This is a genomic window from Parabacteroides faecalis (assembly GCF_022809355.1).
In the GTDB taxonomy this organism is placed as follows: Bacteria; Bacteroidota; Bacteroidia; order Bacteroidales; family Tannerellaceae; genus Parabacteroides; species Parabacteroides faecalis.
Genome location: NZ_JAKZMM010000015.1, coordinates 34,536 through 48,696, shown reverse-complemented (window position 1 = coordinate 48,696; position 14,161 = coordinate 34,536). Strand labels below are relative to the sequence as shown.

13 protein-coding genes and 1 tRNA gene are annotated in these 14,161 nt (G+C 41.0%); 11 read left to right on the top strand and 3 right to left on the bottom strand.

Annotated features, from left to right (window positions below; translation table 11 throughout):
* Positions 1–78: 78 nt before the first annotated feature.
* Together rlmB and MUN53_RS07670 are read left to right on the top strand one after the other, a co-directional pair.
* Entirely contained in the window at positions 79–837 is a 759-nt protein-coding gene (gene rlmB / locus MUN53_RS07675) for a 23S rRNA (guanosine(2251)-2'-O)-methyltransferase RlmB (protein WP_243324496.1), read from the top strand.
* A gap of 12 nt (positions 838–849) precedes the next feature.
* Positions 850–1,230, top strand: coding sequence for a RidA family protein (locus MUN53_RS07670; protein ID WP_243324495.1), 381 nt, complete (start codon positions 850–852; stop codon positions 1,228–1,230).
* Positions 1,231–1,420: 190 nt separating this feature from the next.
* Here the strand turns inward: MUN53_RS07670 and menB are convergent, their stop codons facing one another.
* On the bottom strand, positions 1,421–2,245 hold the full coding sequence (menB, locus tag MUN53_RS07665; protein ID WP_243324494.1) for a 1,4-dihydroxy-2-naphthoyl-CoA synthase: 825 nt from the start codon (positions 2,243–2,245) through the stop codon (positions 1,421–1,423).
* Positions 2,246–2,457: 212 nt separating this feature from the next.
* Between menB and MUN53_RS07660 the strand changes: the two genes are divergently transcribed.
* The 9 genes from MUN53_RS07660 (at position 2,458) to MUN53_RS07620 (ending at position 12,800) form a co-directional block, all read left to right on the top strand.
* Positions 2,458–2,530, top strand: a tRNA-Lys gene (locus MUN53_RS07660).
* 840 nt (positions 2,531–3,370) lie between these two features.
* On the top strand, positions 3,371–3,787 hold the full coding sequence (locus MUN53_RS07655; RefSeq protein ID WP_243324493.1) for a 5-fold beta-flower protein: 417 nt from the start codon (positions 3,371–3,373) through the stop codon (positions 3,785–3,787).
* Positions 3,788–3,987: 200 nt separating this feature from the next.
* On the top strand, positions 3,988–4,167 hold the full coding sequence (locus tag MUN53_RS07650; RefSeq protein ID WP_022456403.1) for a hypothetical protein: 180 nt from the start codon (positions 3,988–3,990) through the stop codon (positions 4,165–4,167).
* Between the two features lie 357 nt (positions 4,168–4,524).
* A complete protein-coding gene (locus tag MUN53_RS07645) occupies positions 4,525–5,505 on the top strand; it encodes a M48 family metallopeptidase (protein WP_243324492.1) in 981 nt (326 codons plus the stop codon).
* 402 nt (positions 5,506–5,907) lie between these two features.
* A complete protein-coding gene (locus MUN53_RS07640; RefSeq protein ID WP_243324491.1) occupies positions 5,908–8,538 on the top strand; it encodes a hybrid sensor histidine kinase/response regulator transcription factor in 2,631 nt (876 codons plus the stop codon).
* Positions 8,539–8,777: 239 nt separating this feature from the next.
* Positions 8,778–9,152: a DUF805 domain-containing protein gene (locus tag MUN53_RS07635; protein WP_022456406.1), complete on the top strand. Its 375-nt coding sequence runs from the start codon at positions 8,778–8,780 to the stop codon at positions 9,150–9,152.
* Between the two features lie 313 nt (positions 9,153–9,465).
* Complete coding sequence (locus tag MUN53_RS07630) at positions 9,466–10,860, top strand: hypothetical protein (RefSeq protein ID WP_022456407.1); 1,395 nt, start codon at positions 9,466–9,468, stop codon at positions 10,858–10,860.
* Between the two features lie 53 nt (positions 10,861–10,913).
* Positions 10,914–12,233: a TMEM43 family protein gene (locus MUN53_RS07625; RefSeq protein ID WP_022456408.1), complete on the top strand. Its 1,320-nt coding sequence runs from the start codon at positions 10,914–10,916 to the stop codon at positions 12,231–12,233.
* A gap of 18 nt (positions 12,234–12,251) precedes the next feature.
* The gene (locus MUN53_RS07620; RefSeq protein ID WP_022456409.1) at positions 12,252–12,800 is read left to right on the top strand and encodes a hypothetical protein; all 549 of its coding nucleotides are present in this window, start codon (positions 12,252–12,254) and stop codon (positions 12,798–12,800) included.
* Positions 12,801–12,953: 153 nt separating this feature from the next.
* On the opposite strand, the gene MUN53_RS07615 is transcribed toward MUN53_RS07620, so the two are convergent.
* Positions 12,954–13,469 (bottom strand): pyridoxamine 5'-phosphate oxidase family protein, encoded by a 516-nt coding sequence (locus MUN53_RS07615; RefSeq protein WP_243324489.1) that lies wholly within the window; start codon positions 13,467–13,469, stop codon positions 12,954–12,956.
* A gap of 42 nt (positions 13,470–13,511) precedes the next feature.
* The gene (locus MUN53_RS07610; RefSeq protein WP_243324487.1) at positions 13,512–14,069 is read right to left on the bottom strand and encodes a flavodoxin; all 558 of its coding nucleotides are present in this window, start codon (positions 14,067–14,069) and stop codon (positions 13,512–13,514) included.
* Positions 14,070–14,161: the final 92 nt, after the last annotated feature.

Below are 14,161 nucleotides of genomic sequence, written 5' to 3'. Positions count from 1 at the left end.
TTTTTTATTAGATTATTCCGCCGAATTTCCGTAAGTTTGCAATGTCGAATGACAGATTTCCAATAGTAAGCATATTTTATGAAAGAGAATGAAATGATATTCGGCATTCGTGCCGTGATTGAAGCCATACAAGCAGACAAGGAAATAGACAAAATCCTGGTCAGAAGAGATCTGCAAGGAGAACTGGCCAAAGAACTGTTTGACGTATTGCATGGGACAACCATTCAGGTACAACGCGTGCCGCAAGAACGGCTAGATCGTTATACCCGTAAGAATCATCAGGGTGTGATTGCTTTTATATCAGCCATTACTTATCAAAAGCTGGAAGACATTATTCCTTTTGTATATGAGCAGGGCCGTGATCCTTTCATTGTCTTGCTCGACGGTGTAACGGATGTACGCAACTTCGGAGCCATTGCCCGTACGTGTGAATGCGCAGGCGTAGATGCCATCGTCATCCCGGCCAAAGGAAGTGTGAGTGTCAATGCCGACGCCATCAAGACTTCGGCAGGAGCTTTGCACGTATTGCCGGTATGCAAGGAGAAAAGTATCAACCAGGCGATCCGTTTCCTGCAACAGAGCGGGGTAAAAGTCTATGCGGCTTCCGAAAAAGCAGCCGAGAATTATACACACATTGCCTACGACGGTCCGACTGCCATCGTCATGGGAGCTGAAGACACCGGTGTATCCTACGAAAATCTTCGTATCTGTGATGCCATGATCAAGATACCGCAATTCGGAACGATCGGTTCACTGAATGTATCCGTGGCTTCATCCATCCTGATTTATGAAGTCGTACGCCAGCGAATGAACAAAACAGAATATGAACAATCATAAAAACAGACAACAATGAAAAAAGTAATTGCAACAACCAAGGCACCGGCAGCTATCGGTCCGTATAATCAAGCTATTCAAGTAGGAAACATGTTGTTCGCTTCAGGCCAGCTCGGTTTGGATCCGGCCACAGGCAATTTCCCGGAAGGCGGTGTAAAAGAGCAGACCATCCAGTCATTCCAGAACGTAAAGGCAATTCTGGAAGAAGCCGGTTTCTCAATCAACGACGTGGTAAAAACAACGGTATTTCTGGCAGACATGGCTGATTTCGCCGCAATGAACGAAATCTATGCTTCTCAGTTTGAAGGTGATTTTCCGGCTCGCTCGGCTGTAGCCGTAAAGACACTGCCGAAAAACGCTTTGGTAGAAGTAGAAGTGATAGCTGTTAAAGCATAAGAGCAAACACCTCTCCACATAAGAAGAAGGCGTGCCTCCAGCATCTGTCATAAGCTTAAGGCACGCCTTTTTTATAAATCTTCTCTCCTATCATGACCGGCTTTCCAAACTCACTGGTTTCAAAAGCAATTCCCGGGAGTTTCCCAATCAATTCCCGTATCTTTTGATTCCAGACTTCGCCGGAAACGCATCAGGGGAATTTAGGATAATCTTCAAACCGCGGACGACGTTTTTCCAAGAAAGCTTTTCCGCCTTCCTGCGCCTCATCCGTGAGGTAATACAACATCGTGGCATCACCGGCCAATTCCTGAATACCCGCCTGACCATCCAGTTCGGCATTCAATCCGGCCTTGATCATTCGTAAAGCCAACGGACTGTGCTGCATCATCGTTTCTGCCCATTCCACCACTTCATCTTCCAGTCTTTCCAAAGGTACTACCTTATTCACCATGCCCATTTCATAGGCTTCCTGCGCTGTGTACTGGCGGCACATAAACCAAATCTCGCGAGCCCGCTTCTGCCCTACGCAACGAGCCAGGTAAGAAGAACCGAAACCGGCATCAAAACTTCCCACGCGCGGACCCGTTTGTCCGAAGCGTGCATTTTCGGAAGCAATGGTCAAGTCGCAGACCACATGCAGGACATGTCCGCCACCGATAGCATATCCATTTACCATGGCAATCACTGGCTTCGGAAGAGACCGGATCTGCTTCTGTACATCCAACACATTCAAGCGTGGAACACCATCTGTTCCGACATAGCCGCCGCGCCCTTTTACGTTCATATCACCACCGGCACAAAAAGCCTTGTCGCCGGCTCCCGTCAAAACGACCACATTGATATCCTGCCGTTCCCGACAGATATACAACGCATCACTCATCTCCGTCGTTGTGGTCGGCGTAAAAGCATTCCGGTATCGCTCCCGATTGATCGTAATCTTGGCGATTCCATTATACAACTCAAAAAGGATCTCTTTATACTCTTTTATCGGTTTCCATTCACGTTTCTGCTCCATACCATTTATTTTTATTAGTAACAGACAAAGATAGCGTTTTTCTTTGGAAAGCCTTCCATACGATCTCCAAGACGAAGTGTATATCTTTGATTTCCATCCGTTATTTTCAAGATAATTCAAAACTTAGGAAGAAATTCGACAAAAAATTTGGCTCTTTCAAAAATAGTCCATACCTTTGCACTCGCAATCGAGAAACAATTGCATATAGGTTTGATTCGCTAGCTCAGCAGGTAGAGCACAACACTTTTAATGTTGGGGTCCTGGGTTCGAGCCCCAGGCGGATCACGGAAACAGCTGATAATGAATCATTATCAGCTGTTTTTATATCCATACCACAAATTGGAGCAGTTTCCTCTTTCCATACATTATATTCAGAGAGGAAGCCGTTATACCGTATTCAACTAGATCTACAAGTAAGGATAAAAAAGAAGTATCATGACTTACGCAACTCTTCTAACTTTAAATCTAAATCTCTTAAAAAAACGTGTACAAAGTCACCTCTTTCATTACTTAGAAATTTAAAATTGATTGACCCTACATTATATATAAAAAACTTCTGACCCATCAAAAAGCTAGTACGTGTCGAGAAGTAGCTGGAACAATGTTAGCAGTTACGAGACAAATATACCAAAGTTTTACACGAAGGTTCCGAACAAATCATAGAGTTAAAAGTAAAACATCTGTTATCTTCTTCTACCGAACAACTCATCGGAAATATCATCATGGCTGGTGGCTTTGAAGATACTAGTTATTTTGTACGCTCAATCAAACAAATATTTGATGTAACACTAGCTCAATTCAGTCCCCCCAATTATTGTATAACGTCAAATAGAAAAATCATTTTTAAAAGTAGGATAACTAAAACACTGAAAATTATATATATAATATTTTTTTATATCAAAATAATACTAATTACACCAACGAAAAATAGTCCGAAAATCCTGATATTTAACCTGATTATCCTAACCCTCGGACATAAATTCTGATACTTTTGCGACTATAGTTATAAAATAAGTGTATCGTAACATTGTGAAGCACATGAACACTTATTTATATGTATTAGACGAAAAGAACATTAGTATTGAAATAGATGAGTATTTAATTACTAACCAAATTATTACATATATGAGAACAAGAGTAATCATTACAATGCTGGCTCTAATCGGTATTTTCCAGTTTGCCGGTGCACAAACTATTCGTGACAACTCCAACGTTACTATTGGAAAAATTGAACGTGACGGGACAGTGAGAAATGCTGGCAACATTAAAATTGGGTCTATTTCATCCTCAGGAGAAATACGCAATACTGGCAACATCTTAATAGGAAAGATTGACAGTAACGGGAAAGTGTGGAACAAAAACAACAGTCAGTTGGGATCCATTGACAGCGATGGCACTGTAAAAAACGCGTCCAACATTAAAATTGGAAAAGTAGAAAGCAATGGCAGTGTGAAAAATGCGTCCAACATTACAATCGGGAAAGCCGAAAATGTTTCCACTAAGCATGCTGCTCTCTTTTTCTTTTTCGGCTTCTTTAAATAGAAGGTGGGGTTAAATAAATTAAGTTATGAAATAAAAAAGCGGAATTACCACAAGCATGGTCTCATATTGTATAATAAAAAATAGTGGTGGATCTTACCGAAGGGAATCGTACAGCAGCCATGGAAGTGGAAGCTATAGTGGCAGCAGCTCCTGGGGCGGAGCTGCTGCCAGTAAATTACAAAATCAAATTTAGAAGGAATATGACAACGACAATACTTACTTTTGCCATTACCCTATTATCCGTAACAGGTGCATGGGCATACGATTTCAAAGTCGGTGATTTATGTTACAATATTACCGACAAAGACTCAAAAAACGTAGAAGTGACGTTTGAGCAAGAAAGTCTTGAGAATAATTACAGCTATCTTTCTGTATTGTAACCATCCCATTCACAGCAACTTATAATGATACAGACTTTAGTGTGACAAGCATTGGTGAGTTTGCGTTTTACAATTGTTCCGCTCTCACACAAATTACCATATTGGCTGCCGAGCCTCCAAGAATATCAACATTCCTTTTTATAATATCAGTCCGGATATATTTATATCTGTGCCCGTTGAAGCATTGGATGCATATCAAAAGGCAGAAACTTGGAAAGAATTCAAATTACAAGGATTCCCATAATAGTTATAGACTTTTTATACTCTTCAAGTTTTTCAAGTTCAACTTTCAGGAGTTAAAGAAGTTATACAAACTGTAAAACCTAAAATATAAAATTATTATTGAACGGTTACTTAATGGAATATATCGGGATACAGACACAGAAAAGGAGAAACGACTTCCGTTCGACGCTCCTGCTTTTTATGTTCCCATGTCTTGTCTTAGGTGTGGTGTACATTTTTTTCATTCTTTTCGCATGGCTGGGTTTTATTGAAGAAGCTGAGACAGAGGGGCACTTCTGGCTTTCCGTCAACTCAGTTTATTCGAACTCGGTTCCTTATGTTCTTGGAGTGATTTTCGCATGGTTCACCATAGCCTATTTTTGGAATACGTATATAATAAAAGTGTCAACAGGAGCAACGACACTTGAAAGAAAAAAAAACAAACGTGTCTACAATCTGGTAGAGAATCTTTGCATGAGCCAAGGTATGAAGATACCGAAAATCAATATTATAAATGACGAGTCGCTCAATGCCTTCGCAAGCGGAATCAATGAACGGACATATACGGTTACGTTGTCGAAAGGGTTAATAAATAGACTAAAAGATGATGAGTTAGAAGCGGTCATTGCGCACGAACTGTCGCACATACGCAACCACGATGTACATCTGCTCATTGTTTCTATTGTGTTTGTAGGTGTGTTTTCTATGATTGCACGTTTAGCATTCGAGTCAATATTTTCTTCTTCTGATAGCAGTTCCAATAAAAAGGATGGTAATAGTAATGGAGCTGTCATAATAGTACTGCTTCTGGCACTCATAGTTGCCCTGATAGGTTTATTGTTTGCTAAACTGATGAGGTTCGCCATTTCACGAAAAAGGGAATATCTGGCTGATGCCGAAGCAGCTGAAATGACAAAGAATCCGCTTGCGCTTGCTTCTGCCCTACGCAAGATTGCCAAAGACCCTAACATTGAGGCAGTGACACGTGAAGATGTCGCCCAGTTGTTTATTCAGCATCCGGGGAAGCAGGCTGTAGGTTTTATCGGAAGTCTTGGAGGTATATTCGACACACACCCTCCGATTGAAAAAAGAATAAGCATTCTTGAACAATTTTAATTATCGAATATCCTGATATAGATGTATCAACTAAGAAACAAATTCAAATTCAAACAGAAAAACAAGGGAAAAAATTTCCGAAGTAACCCACTAAACGCCTGCCAGGCAAAGAATATAATGTTAACTTTGCTAACAGAAACATATGTGATTTTTATTAACAGAGCGATGAAGCTCTTTACAAGTCAAGTCAGAATGTAAGTTGTATAAAAAATACAGGAACGGTTTATGAAAACATATCTATATATCCTTATTACAGGACTCTCAATATTATTCGCTTGCCGGAAGAGTGATTCGCCTCTGTATTCGGAAGAGGCTAGAAAAGAAATTGATTCGATTTTACAAAAAAATTGTAACACAGATTCTTTATTGATCTTTCTTGATTCTTTTAAAGTAGCAAACAATATGTACGGGCAGGTTGCCACGTACGGACAATTAGGAAAAGTATATCGTGAAAATGCCTCTTTTGACGATGCCATTCAATATCATAAAAGAGGTCTGGAGATGGCTACTCAGATGAATGACACGCTTGAAATCGTGAAGGCGCTGAATAATCTTGGAACCAACTACCGGCGTATCGGGATATTGACCGAAGCTTCCGAATACCATTTCAGGGCATTGGGCCTGATAGAGAAAATGAAGGGAAGAACGTATGACATCAAGAAAAACCGGTTGGTTGCCATGAATGGAATCGGGAATATTTATCTCTCCTTGGGGAATAATAATGCGGCTGAAAGAGTTTTCCGTAATTCCTTAGCCGGAGAAAAGGAATTGAACAGCGCATTGGGACAGGCAATCAACACGGCCAACTTAGGTTTTATATTTGAAAGCCGTGAAGAATACGACTCGGCTTATATCTATTTCAAGCAATCTTTGTCATACAATCAGCAGGCTAAATCCGATTTAGGAATATCCCTTTGCTATAACCATTTCGGAAACCTTCACGAAAAAAAAGGTGAACTTGATGAAGCTCTAGCCAACTACCACAAAGCCTATGACATAATGAAAGGGAAAAGCGACCATTGGCATTGGTTGGAGTCATGTATTTCGATGGCACGTGTACTTCTCAAACTTAACAACCCTGCCCTAGCACAAACTTATTTGTCGCAGGCAAGGAAAACGGCACGGGACATTAATTCATTTGAACATCTGAGTGCGATCCATAAGCTGGATTATATATACTTTTTAGGGCAAAACGACTGCAAAAGAGCTTTGGAAAGTTACATACAGAGCCAGGCATATGCTGACAGCGTGAAAAATGAGGAAAGCATCAATCATCTCCAAAATCTGAGAATTAAATACGAAATAGAAAAAAACGCACAGGAAATTGATTTGGTTAAAAAGAATTTCATTGAGGAACAACGCAACAAGCGAATCATCCTAACTGTGAGCATTCTGATTCTTTTGATGACTTGTTCGGCCATAGCATTCCTTTGGTATGCTTTGCGGATGAGGTCAAAAACAAACCGTACTTTACGACAGGTAGAACAGATACGTACCGGATTCTTCACCAATATCACACATGAGTTCCGTACACCGCTCACCGTAATCCTGGGATTGGTGGAGCAAATGCGGAATAACGATGTATCTAAAGACGAGACGGAACGTTACCTTAACTCCATTCAACGGCAGGGCAACAATTTGCTGGAATTGGTAAATCAATTGCTGGACATGTCAAAACTTATGGCAAAGGCTGATCGTAAACAGTGGTATCGGGGAAATATTGTCGCATTCATACGCATGACTCTTGACAGTTATCGCGAATATGCCTGTTCGCAGTACATTAATTTGCTGTTCATTCCGGAATCGAATACCATCGAGATGGATTTTATACCTGAGTATTTTAATAAAATAATGCGCAATCTGCTTTCAAATGCACTGAAATATACGCCTGCCAATGGAATTATCAGGATAGAAATGAAAAAAGATAAATCATTGTTGAGGTTGCAGGTTTTCAATACCGGAAATGAGATTCCCGAAGAGGAAATGCCACGGTTGTTCGATACGTTTTACCAAGGTTCAAACAACGAGAAGCAGATAGGAACAGGTATAGGACTTCCCTACACACGCCAGATGGTGGAAAGTATGAACGGAAACATCAAAGTTTACAACAAGAAAGGTGAAGGGGTTGTTTTTTCAGTCTATATACCACTTGATCAAGATTCGATAGAGAGACTTCCATGGATCGATGCTACCAACGTTACAGAACGAATTCGTGGAAAGAATGATCTGGAAAAGATTCAGGTTAAGAATAATGTCGCTGAAAATAGTCTTAGTCCTTCCATACTGATTGTGGAGGACAATCTGGATATTTCATTTTACATCAGCACCCTACTAAAGGGGAAATACCATCTTAATTATGCTTCTGACGGCAAAGAAGGCATTGATAAAGCGAAAAATTACATGCCCGACCTTATCCTGACAGACCTGATGATGCCAGGCATGGATGGCTATATGCTCTGCCATGAAATCCGGCAGTCTGAGATATTGAACCACATCCCTATCATTATCATCACAGCGAAAAGCAGTGACGCGGACCGCATACGAGGTTTGGAAGAAGGAGCGGACGCATACTTGATCAAGCCTTTCAATGCAGAAGAGTTACTTGTGCGTGTCGAAAAATTGTTGGAGCAGCGCCGGCAATTGCGAGACAAATTCTCTAAGGCCTTACAAGAAGGTTCTGCTCAAAATGTGGAATTATCATCTAGAGACCGTGATTTCCTGAATCGACTAACATCAATTATACATAGCCATTTAGCGGACAAAGATTTGAACGCAGATTTTATTGCCGACAAAATGTGTATGAGTAGAACGCAATTGAATCGGAAAATCCGTTCGATTGCCGACTATACAGCTACCACTTACATTCTTCAGATTCGGATGGAAAAAGCCAAACGTCTGCTAGCTTCTACAGAACAAGCCATCGGAGATATCGCCACGACTTGTGGTTTTGAAGATACCAGTTATTTTACACGTGTCTTTAAACAAATGTTCAATGTCACACCCAGTCAATACAGAAAAACTCCTAAATTGTAGAATATCTACAAAAAACCATTCTGCTTTTGAGAGAGAAAACAGGACAATTAAAACATTGTAAATCAAAAAATATACACCCATTTTATATTCAAAAAATCCTGATTGTACCACAGAAAAAAGGTTTAATAATACCGATTTTTGATCTAATATTCCTAACTGAAGGTAATAAATACTGATATATTTGCTTCAGACATCAATTATATAGATAACATGATTTATTAATTTAAAATTTAAAGACTATGGGAGCTATTATTTCAAATTTCATGGAGATTATCCTTGGCAAGTATGCCCAGTTCAAAGGACGTGCCGGTAGAAGTGAATTTTGGATGTTTTATTTGGTCTATTTCATCATTGGGGCTGTCTTCTCTATCTTGATGAACCTTGTGGCAAGTATCTCTTTCCTTTATTATATCATTTTAGTACTGCAAGTAATTATCATATTGGGACTGCTTGTACCTACATTGGCTGTCAGCGTGCGTAGGCTTCACGATATAGGCAAAGGAGGAGAATGGATATTTATTAATCTAATACCTCTTATAGGTTCTATCTGGTTTCTTATTCTGCTGATAAAAGAAGGCGAGAAAGTCGCGAACCGTTTTGGCAATCCAGCCTGATAAAAAAGTCGTGTTTTTCATTAAATCTAAATTTATGGCAAAATGGATATTTCCACGGGACAATCTTTTAGCTCTCTTTACTATGGCTCTGTTTTCCCAGAGCCATGCTAAGGGACCCGACCCAATAAGAATAACGGTCAGGAATGTTTTGACGAAGTGACACAAACGGAATTTAAACTCCATGCTTATAAAGGAATTGTACGTTATACCATGAATCGGGAAACGTATCTATGTACAAGAACCAAGCGTAGGCTAATAATAACCCATAAAACAAAATGAGATGAGGATAAAAGATTTTAGAAGACATGTATTGATGGCAGCAATATTGCTTGCCATAGGTTTAGTTGCTGAAGCACAAGTAGGTAATTTCCTACAACGGGCAAAAAAAACAGTAGCAGAAAAAACAAATATGGTTGCAGAAAATGTAACAAGTAAAACTCTTAGTACTACAATTAATGTCTTATATGTGAGCATTGAAAGGGGAAGCGCGAGAGCGGAGGGAACAAAAGACGCTCCGATGAAGGATATACAGAAAGCCGTTGACAAAGCGGCTGATGGAGATATAATCCGTATAGCACAGGGTAATTATCTCGGCAACCTAGATCGTGGATGGATTCAGATAAAAGGAAAATACGTCAGCCTTGAAGGGGGATGGAATGATGATTTCACAGAACGCAACCCTATAAAACATATTACTCGCATTCAGCCTTCGGTTGAACAAAGAGGTACAATAGGTCAGGGACTTCTGATGATTGAGTCTACAGCAAACAAAAATGCGCAGATGATTATTGACGGATTGTTCTTCGATCTGGGATTGGTACACGAATATGCCAAGGCAGACCCTACAGACGCGCGTTTCGGCTGTCCGGAAGGATGCGAGACCGGACGTATCATGCCGGTGGGGAATCCGCCCAACAAAACCATACGCCTGATTGGCGGAAAAATGGCTGGAAAACTTGTTATCCGCAACTGCATGTTCCTTAATGCCTCGTTCAACGCCATCATCATGACAAACATGGGGGGCGATTGGGAAATATATAATAATGTATTTGTGTCCAATCTGTATGCTTCCTGCGAGATTAACGGAGGCTTGAACCAGAATACAGGCGCTCATCAGTCTACGGTTGATTTCCATCACAACACTGTACTGTTCTCATGGCCTACAACAAAAGAAATGGAAAGTATGGGCTACGGATACCGGTTCAAGAATGGAGCCGACCATAATGTACACCATAACATATTCGGATGCAACAACTACGGTGCGCTCGATGGCGGATGGGATGATTCTAACCTTCCTGCCGACAAACGCAAAATCTGTTCCGCATACGACAACCTCTTCTTTATGAACAGAGGCGATTTGGTCATGGCGGCAAACAGCGGAGGCAAATGGCTTTACGTGCCTGGAAAACGCTTCGATGAAGTTGAAATGCTGACCAAATACGAAAACAACAGGGAACTTCCAAGTACAAGCAAGTTCAAAGATGTTATTGACCAGGCATATTTGAAAGGATATGCATCTCTGGAAATAATAACTACAGAAAGTTATGATCCTAATTCCGCAGCAAACCTTTTCAGAGAGGCTCTCGGATTGAATAAACAGGGCACAATGACCACCCGCGTGACAATGTTCGGCAACCGCTACAATTTCGACAAGGCAGTACAGCTGTTCGGCGCGGAACCCGGATATGGAGCACAGCTCCCTGAATGACAGCAAAATACGAATAACAGACTAAAAATAAAGAATATAAATTCTGTAATATTATGGCTTATCAGGAAACAAAAACAACAGGATATAGAACCCGGTTGTCTAATTCCATAAGAGGTATCGGAACCGGATTCCTGATGTTACTGGGCGGTACGGTTTTATTGTGGTGGAACGAAGGACGTGCCGTGAAGACAACCCAAATGCTGGAGGAAGCACAAGGAGTCGCAGTACATGTGGATGACGTATCGAATGCCGACCCGTCCTTAAATGGAAAACTCATTCATGCCATAGCTTTCACCCAAACAAAGGATTCTCTCTGCGACGCGACTTTCGGTATAGGAAGCGTAGCGATAAAACTTGACCGTAGCGTACAATACTATCAATGGGTAGAGCATTCAAAGACCGAGACAAAAGATAAAATTGGAGGAAGCAAGGAAGAAGTAACAACCTACTACTATGAGAAGGAATGGAATGGAAGTCCCGTCAATTCTCAAGAGTTCAGCGATCCGGATTATCAAAACAGGAACTTTGTAGTGATGAATATCGAAGACCAAAGTTATATGGCAGAAAATGTAACATTCGGAGCATACAAACTGCCTAAGGATCTGATTCGTTCCATTTCCGGTACAGCCCCGATGAACCTGAGTTTCAGCCAAGAGCAACTAAGCGACTGGAACAGGGATGTCAAGAAGGTTTTCGAAAGCATGGCTGCACCCACAGTAAACAATACAGCCGCCGTTACCGATGAAACTCCTGCTGCTGCCAAAGGAGACTCTGCAAAGGTAGAGGCTGTCGCAACTGCGGAAACAGAACAGATAGCCAAACAGAAGTTCGATTATGTCCATGTCAATGGCAACGTGCTTTATTTCGGAAAGAATCCCAACAATCCGCAAATCGGAGATATGTCTGTCACCTTTACAAAAGTAATGCCCGGAGAGGCATCAGTCATAGCCGTGGTAAATGGAGACAAACTGCAGTCGTATGTCGCAAAAAATGGTAAGACATTGTCAGTACTCACGTCAGGAGCCGTAAGTATGGAAAATATGTTCGAAAACCAGCATAAGAGTAATAGCTTCATGACTTGGATACTACGTTTCATAGGTCTGTTCTTGGTAGTCACTGGATTTAAGGGGATTTTCGGTATCTTGGTAGATTTGTTGAAAGTCCTGCCATTCATGGCCGATATTGTCGGACTTGGTGTCGGCTTGATATGTAAAGTATTGGGATTGGCATGGTCGCTTCTCATAATTGCCATGGCATGGCTGTTTTATCGTCCTGTCATTGCCGGAGTACTGTTGGCGGCTATCGTTGCCCTCATAGTGTTCCTTGTGAAAAAAGGAAAAGATAATAAAAAAGCCGAAGTGTCAAACGTGTAGATGTAAGGAATAATAGGAATGAAAGCTTTTATGAGCAGTTTTGGAACAGATCCACGCCTTTACAATGGGCAGTCTACCATGTGCGAAAACAGCAACACTTATTACTTATTCAGAGTTTTTGTTTTGTTGTTAGCGGCAATATCTTTTGCCGACAGTATTCAAAGTACCGTAGCCAGAACGCCTGTAAAAGGGATTCCAGCTCCTGTATACGTTCGTTCTGTCGACGAGTTTTTTCTCATGGAAATCAAGGAATACCACGTATTCAATGCGAGAGCGGCCGATTCGTACGTGAAAGTTCTGTTCTCAACCACTACCGTGATAAAGGATTTCAAGGTACTCAAACTCAGCGAGTGCGAAATAGACGACAACGGCAGAATCTCGTTCCACGAAGAAACGCTTTACGAACAGTTTGAGCTGTTACCAGAATGCCCCATCATGGTGATTATGACTTTCTTTGGCAGCATACCCAACAATGGTTTCTCATATATCGACAAGGATGGAACGACGCGTAAATTCACTGTAAACTTAAGCGGCAAGGACGGTAGAGTTGAGATAGAGGAGTATTGAACAAAAAAATGGGAACAGATCAAACTTAGCAAGTTTAGCAATCTGATTTTAGTTTACAAAAACACGTTCGTATGATCCCTATGGACAAATGCAGCAACTATAATAGAAAAGAGGATGCGTCAAAAGAGGCATCCTCTTTTTCCTTCCAGTAGATTATTCCATTCTACCATATTTCATTTCGTCTCCGTTCTGATCATATTGTTTACGTTTACCTGTAGGCGGAGCTGAAAGCGTAATCCGGACTACTGCCGTACGATGCAGGCTACGACGGACCGCCTCTTCAAAAGCATCCATATGCTGAGGCAGAAAACGCTGACTGATAGCCCGAAGCGCTTGGATCTTCTCTTCCGTATCCGTCACTATTTCGGCTTTGCCAAAAGCGATGGCCGATCGATACTGAAGGGTAAAAGAACCGTCTTTAGGTCCTACCGTAGGTTGGCATTTAGTCACTGCGGAAAGGCAGACTTCAGGATGTACAGCTATTGCCTCCAATTTATCACCTTCCGGCGCACAATGAAAGTACCATAAATCATCACTCATACAAGCCAAGGAAAGCGGAACTCCATAAGCAGTCCCGTCGGCTCGTGTAAAACTCACTGTAATATAAGGGGCTTTGCGCATAATCTCCAAAGCCCACTTACTATCCATTTCTCTACTTTCTTTTCTCATACATTATGATAATACATTACAATCCTATCTATAACAGATCCGTTATTTAAAACTGTCCACCCAACTTTGAAGAGCTTTCGGACTGACGTTATTCATCAGACGCCCGCTTTCCCATTCCAAATCAGGATAAGTTTTCTTTAACGTATTTACACTGTTACCAATTTCGCTACTGCCAGAAGTAGCAAAAGGAATCAATTTCTTACCTTCCAAATGGTGACTTTCAATAAATGTATTGATGATCCGTGGAGCCTGATCCCACCAAATCGGATAACCGATAAAGACCGTGTCATAATCCTGCATATTCTCTTTTTGTCCTTTTAATGCCGGACGAGATTTCGCATCATTCATTTCCAAAGAACTTCGCGACTTTTGATTATGCCAATCCAAATCAGCTTTCGTATAAGATTGTTCCGGAGTTATTTCATAAATATCCCCTTTTGAAATCTCCGCAATGCGATGAGCAACTTTGGCCGTTGTGCCCGTTGCCGAGAAATAAGCTACTAAAATATTTGTTTTTTCCATATTACTGTTTTTTTGTTGTGCACTGACAGAAAAACATGCCATACAAAGCACTGAAAGTGATACTAAAATTTTGTTCATAATCATTTCTATTAAATATAAGTTACTGTTCCCAATAAGCTAATCCAATCCTTTATTGGATCATTTAAAGATAATCATTTTCTATTCTCCTT

Bases quoted from the DNA above. Each gene is read 5' to 3' on its own strand.
- rlmB (WP_243324496.1), top strand. From the start codon at position 79: ATGAAAGAGAATGAAATGATATTCGGCATTCGTGCCGTGATTGAAGCC.
- MUN53_RS07670 (WP_243324495.1), top strand. From the start codon at position 850: ATGAAAAAAGTAATTGCAACAACCAAGGCACCGGCAGCTATCGGTCCG.
- menB (WP_243324494.1), bottom strand. From the start codon at position 2,245: ATGGAGCAGAAACGTGAATGGAAACCGATAAAAGAGTATAAAGAGATC.
- MUN53_RS07655 (WP_243324493.1), top strand. From the start codon at position 3,371: ATGAGAACAAGAGTAATCATTACAATGCTGGCTCTAATCGGTATTTTC.
- MUN53_RS07650 (WP_022456403.1), top strand. From the start codon at position 3,988: ATGACAACGACAATACTTACTTTTGCCATTACCCTATTATCCGTAACA.
- MUN53_RS07645 (WP_243324492.1), top strand. From the start codon at position 4,525: ATGGAATATATCGGGATACAGACACAGAAAAGGAGAAACGACTTCCGT.
- MUN53_RS07640 (WP_243324491.1), top strand. From the start codon at position 5,908: ATGTACGGGCAGGTTGCCACGTACGGACAATTAGGAAAAGTATATCGT.
- MUN53_RS07635 (WP_022456406.1), top strand. From the start codon at position 8,778: ATGGGAGCTATTATTTCAAATTTCATGGAGATTATCCTTGGCAAGTAT.
- MUN53_RS07630 (WP_022456407.1), top strand. From the start codon at position 9,466: ATGGCAGCAATATTGCTTGCCATAGGTTTAGTTGCTGAAGCACAAGTA.
- MUN53_RS07625 (WP_022456408.1), top strand. From the start codon at position 10,914: ATGGCTTATCAGGAAACAAAAACAACAGGATATAGAACCCGGTTGTCT.
- MUN53_RS07620 (WP_022456409.1), top strand. From the start codon at position 12,252: ATGAAAGCTTTTATGAGCAGTTTTGGAACAGATCCACGCCTTTACAAT.
- MUN53_RS07615 (WP_243324489.1), bottom strand. From the start codon at position 13,469: ATGAGAAAAGAAAGTAGAGAAATGGATAGTAAGTGGGCTTTGGAGATT.
- MUN53_RS07610 (WP_243324487.1), bottom strand. From the start codon at position 14,069: ATGAACAAAATTTTAGTATCACTTTCAGTGCTTTGTATGGCATGTTTT.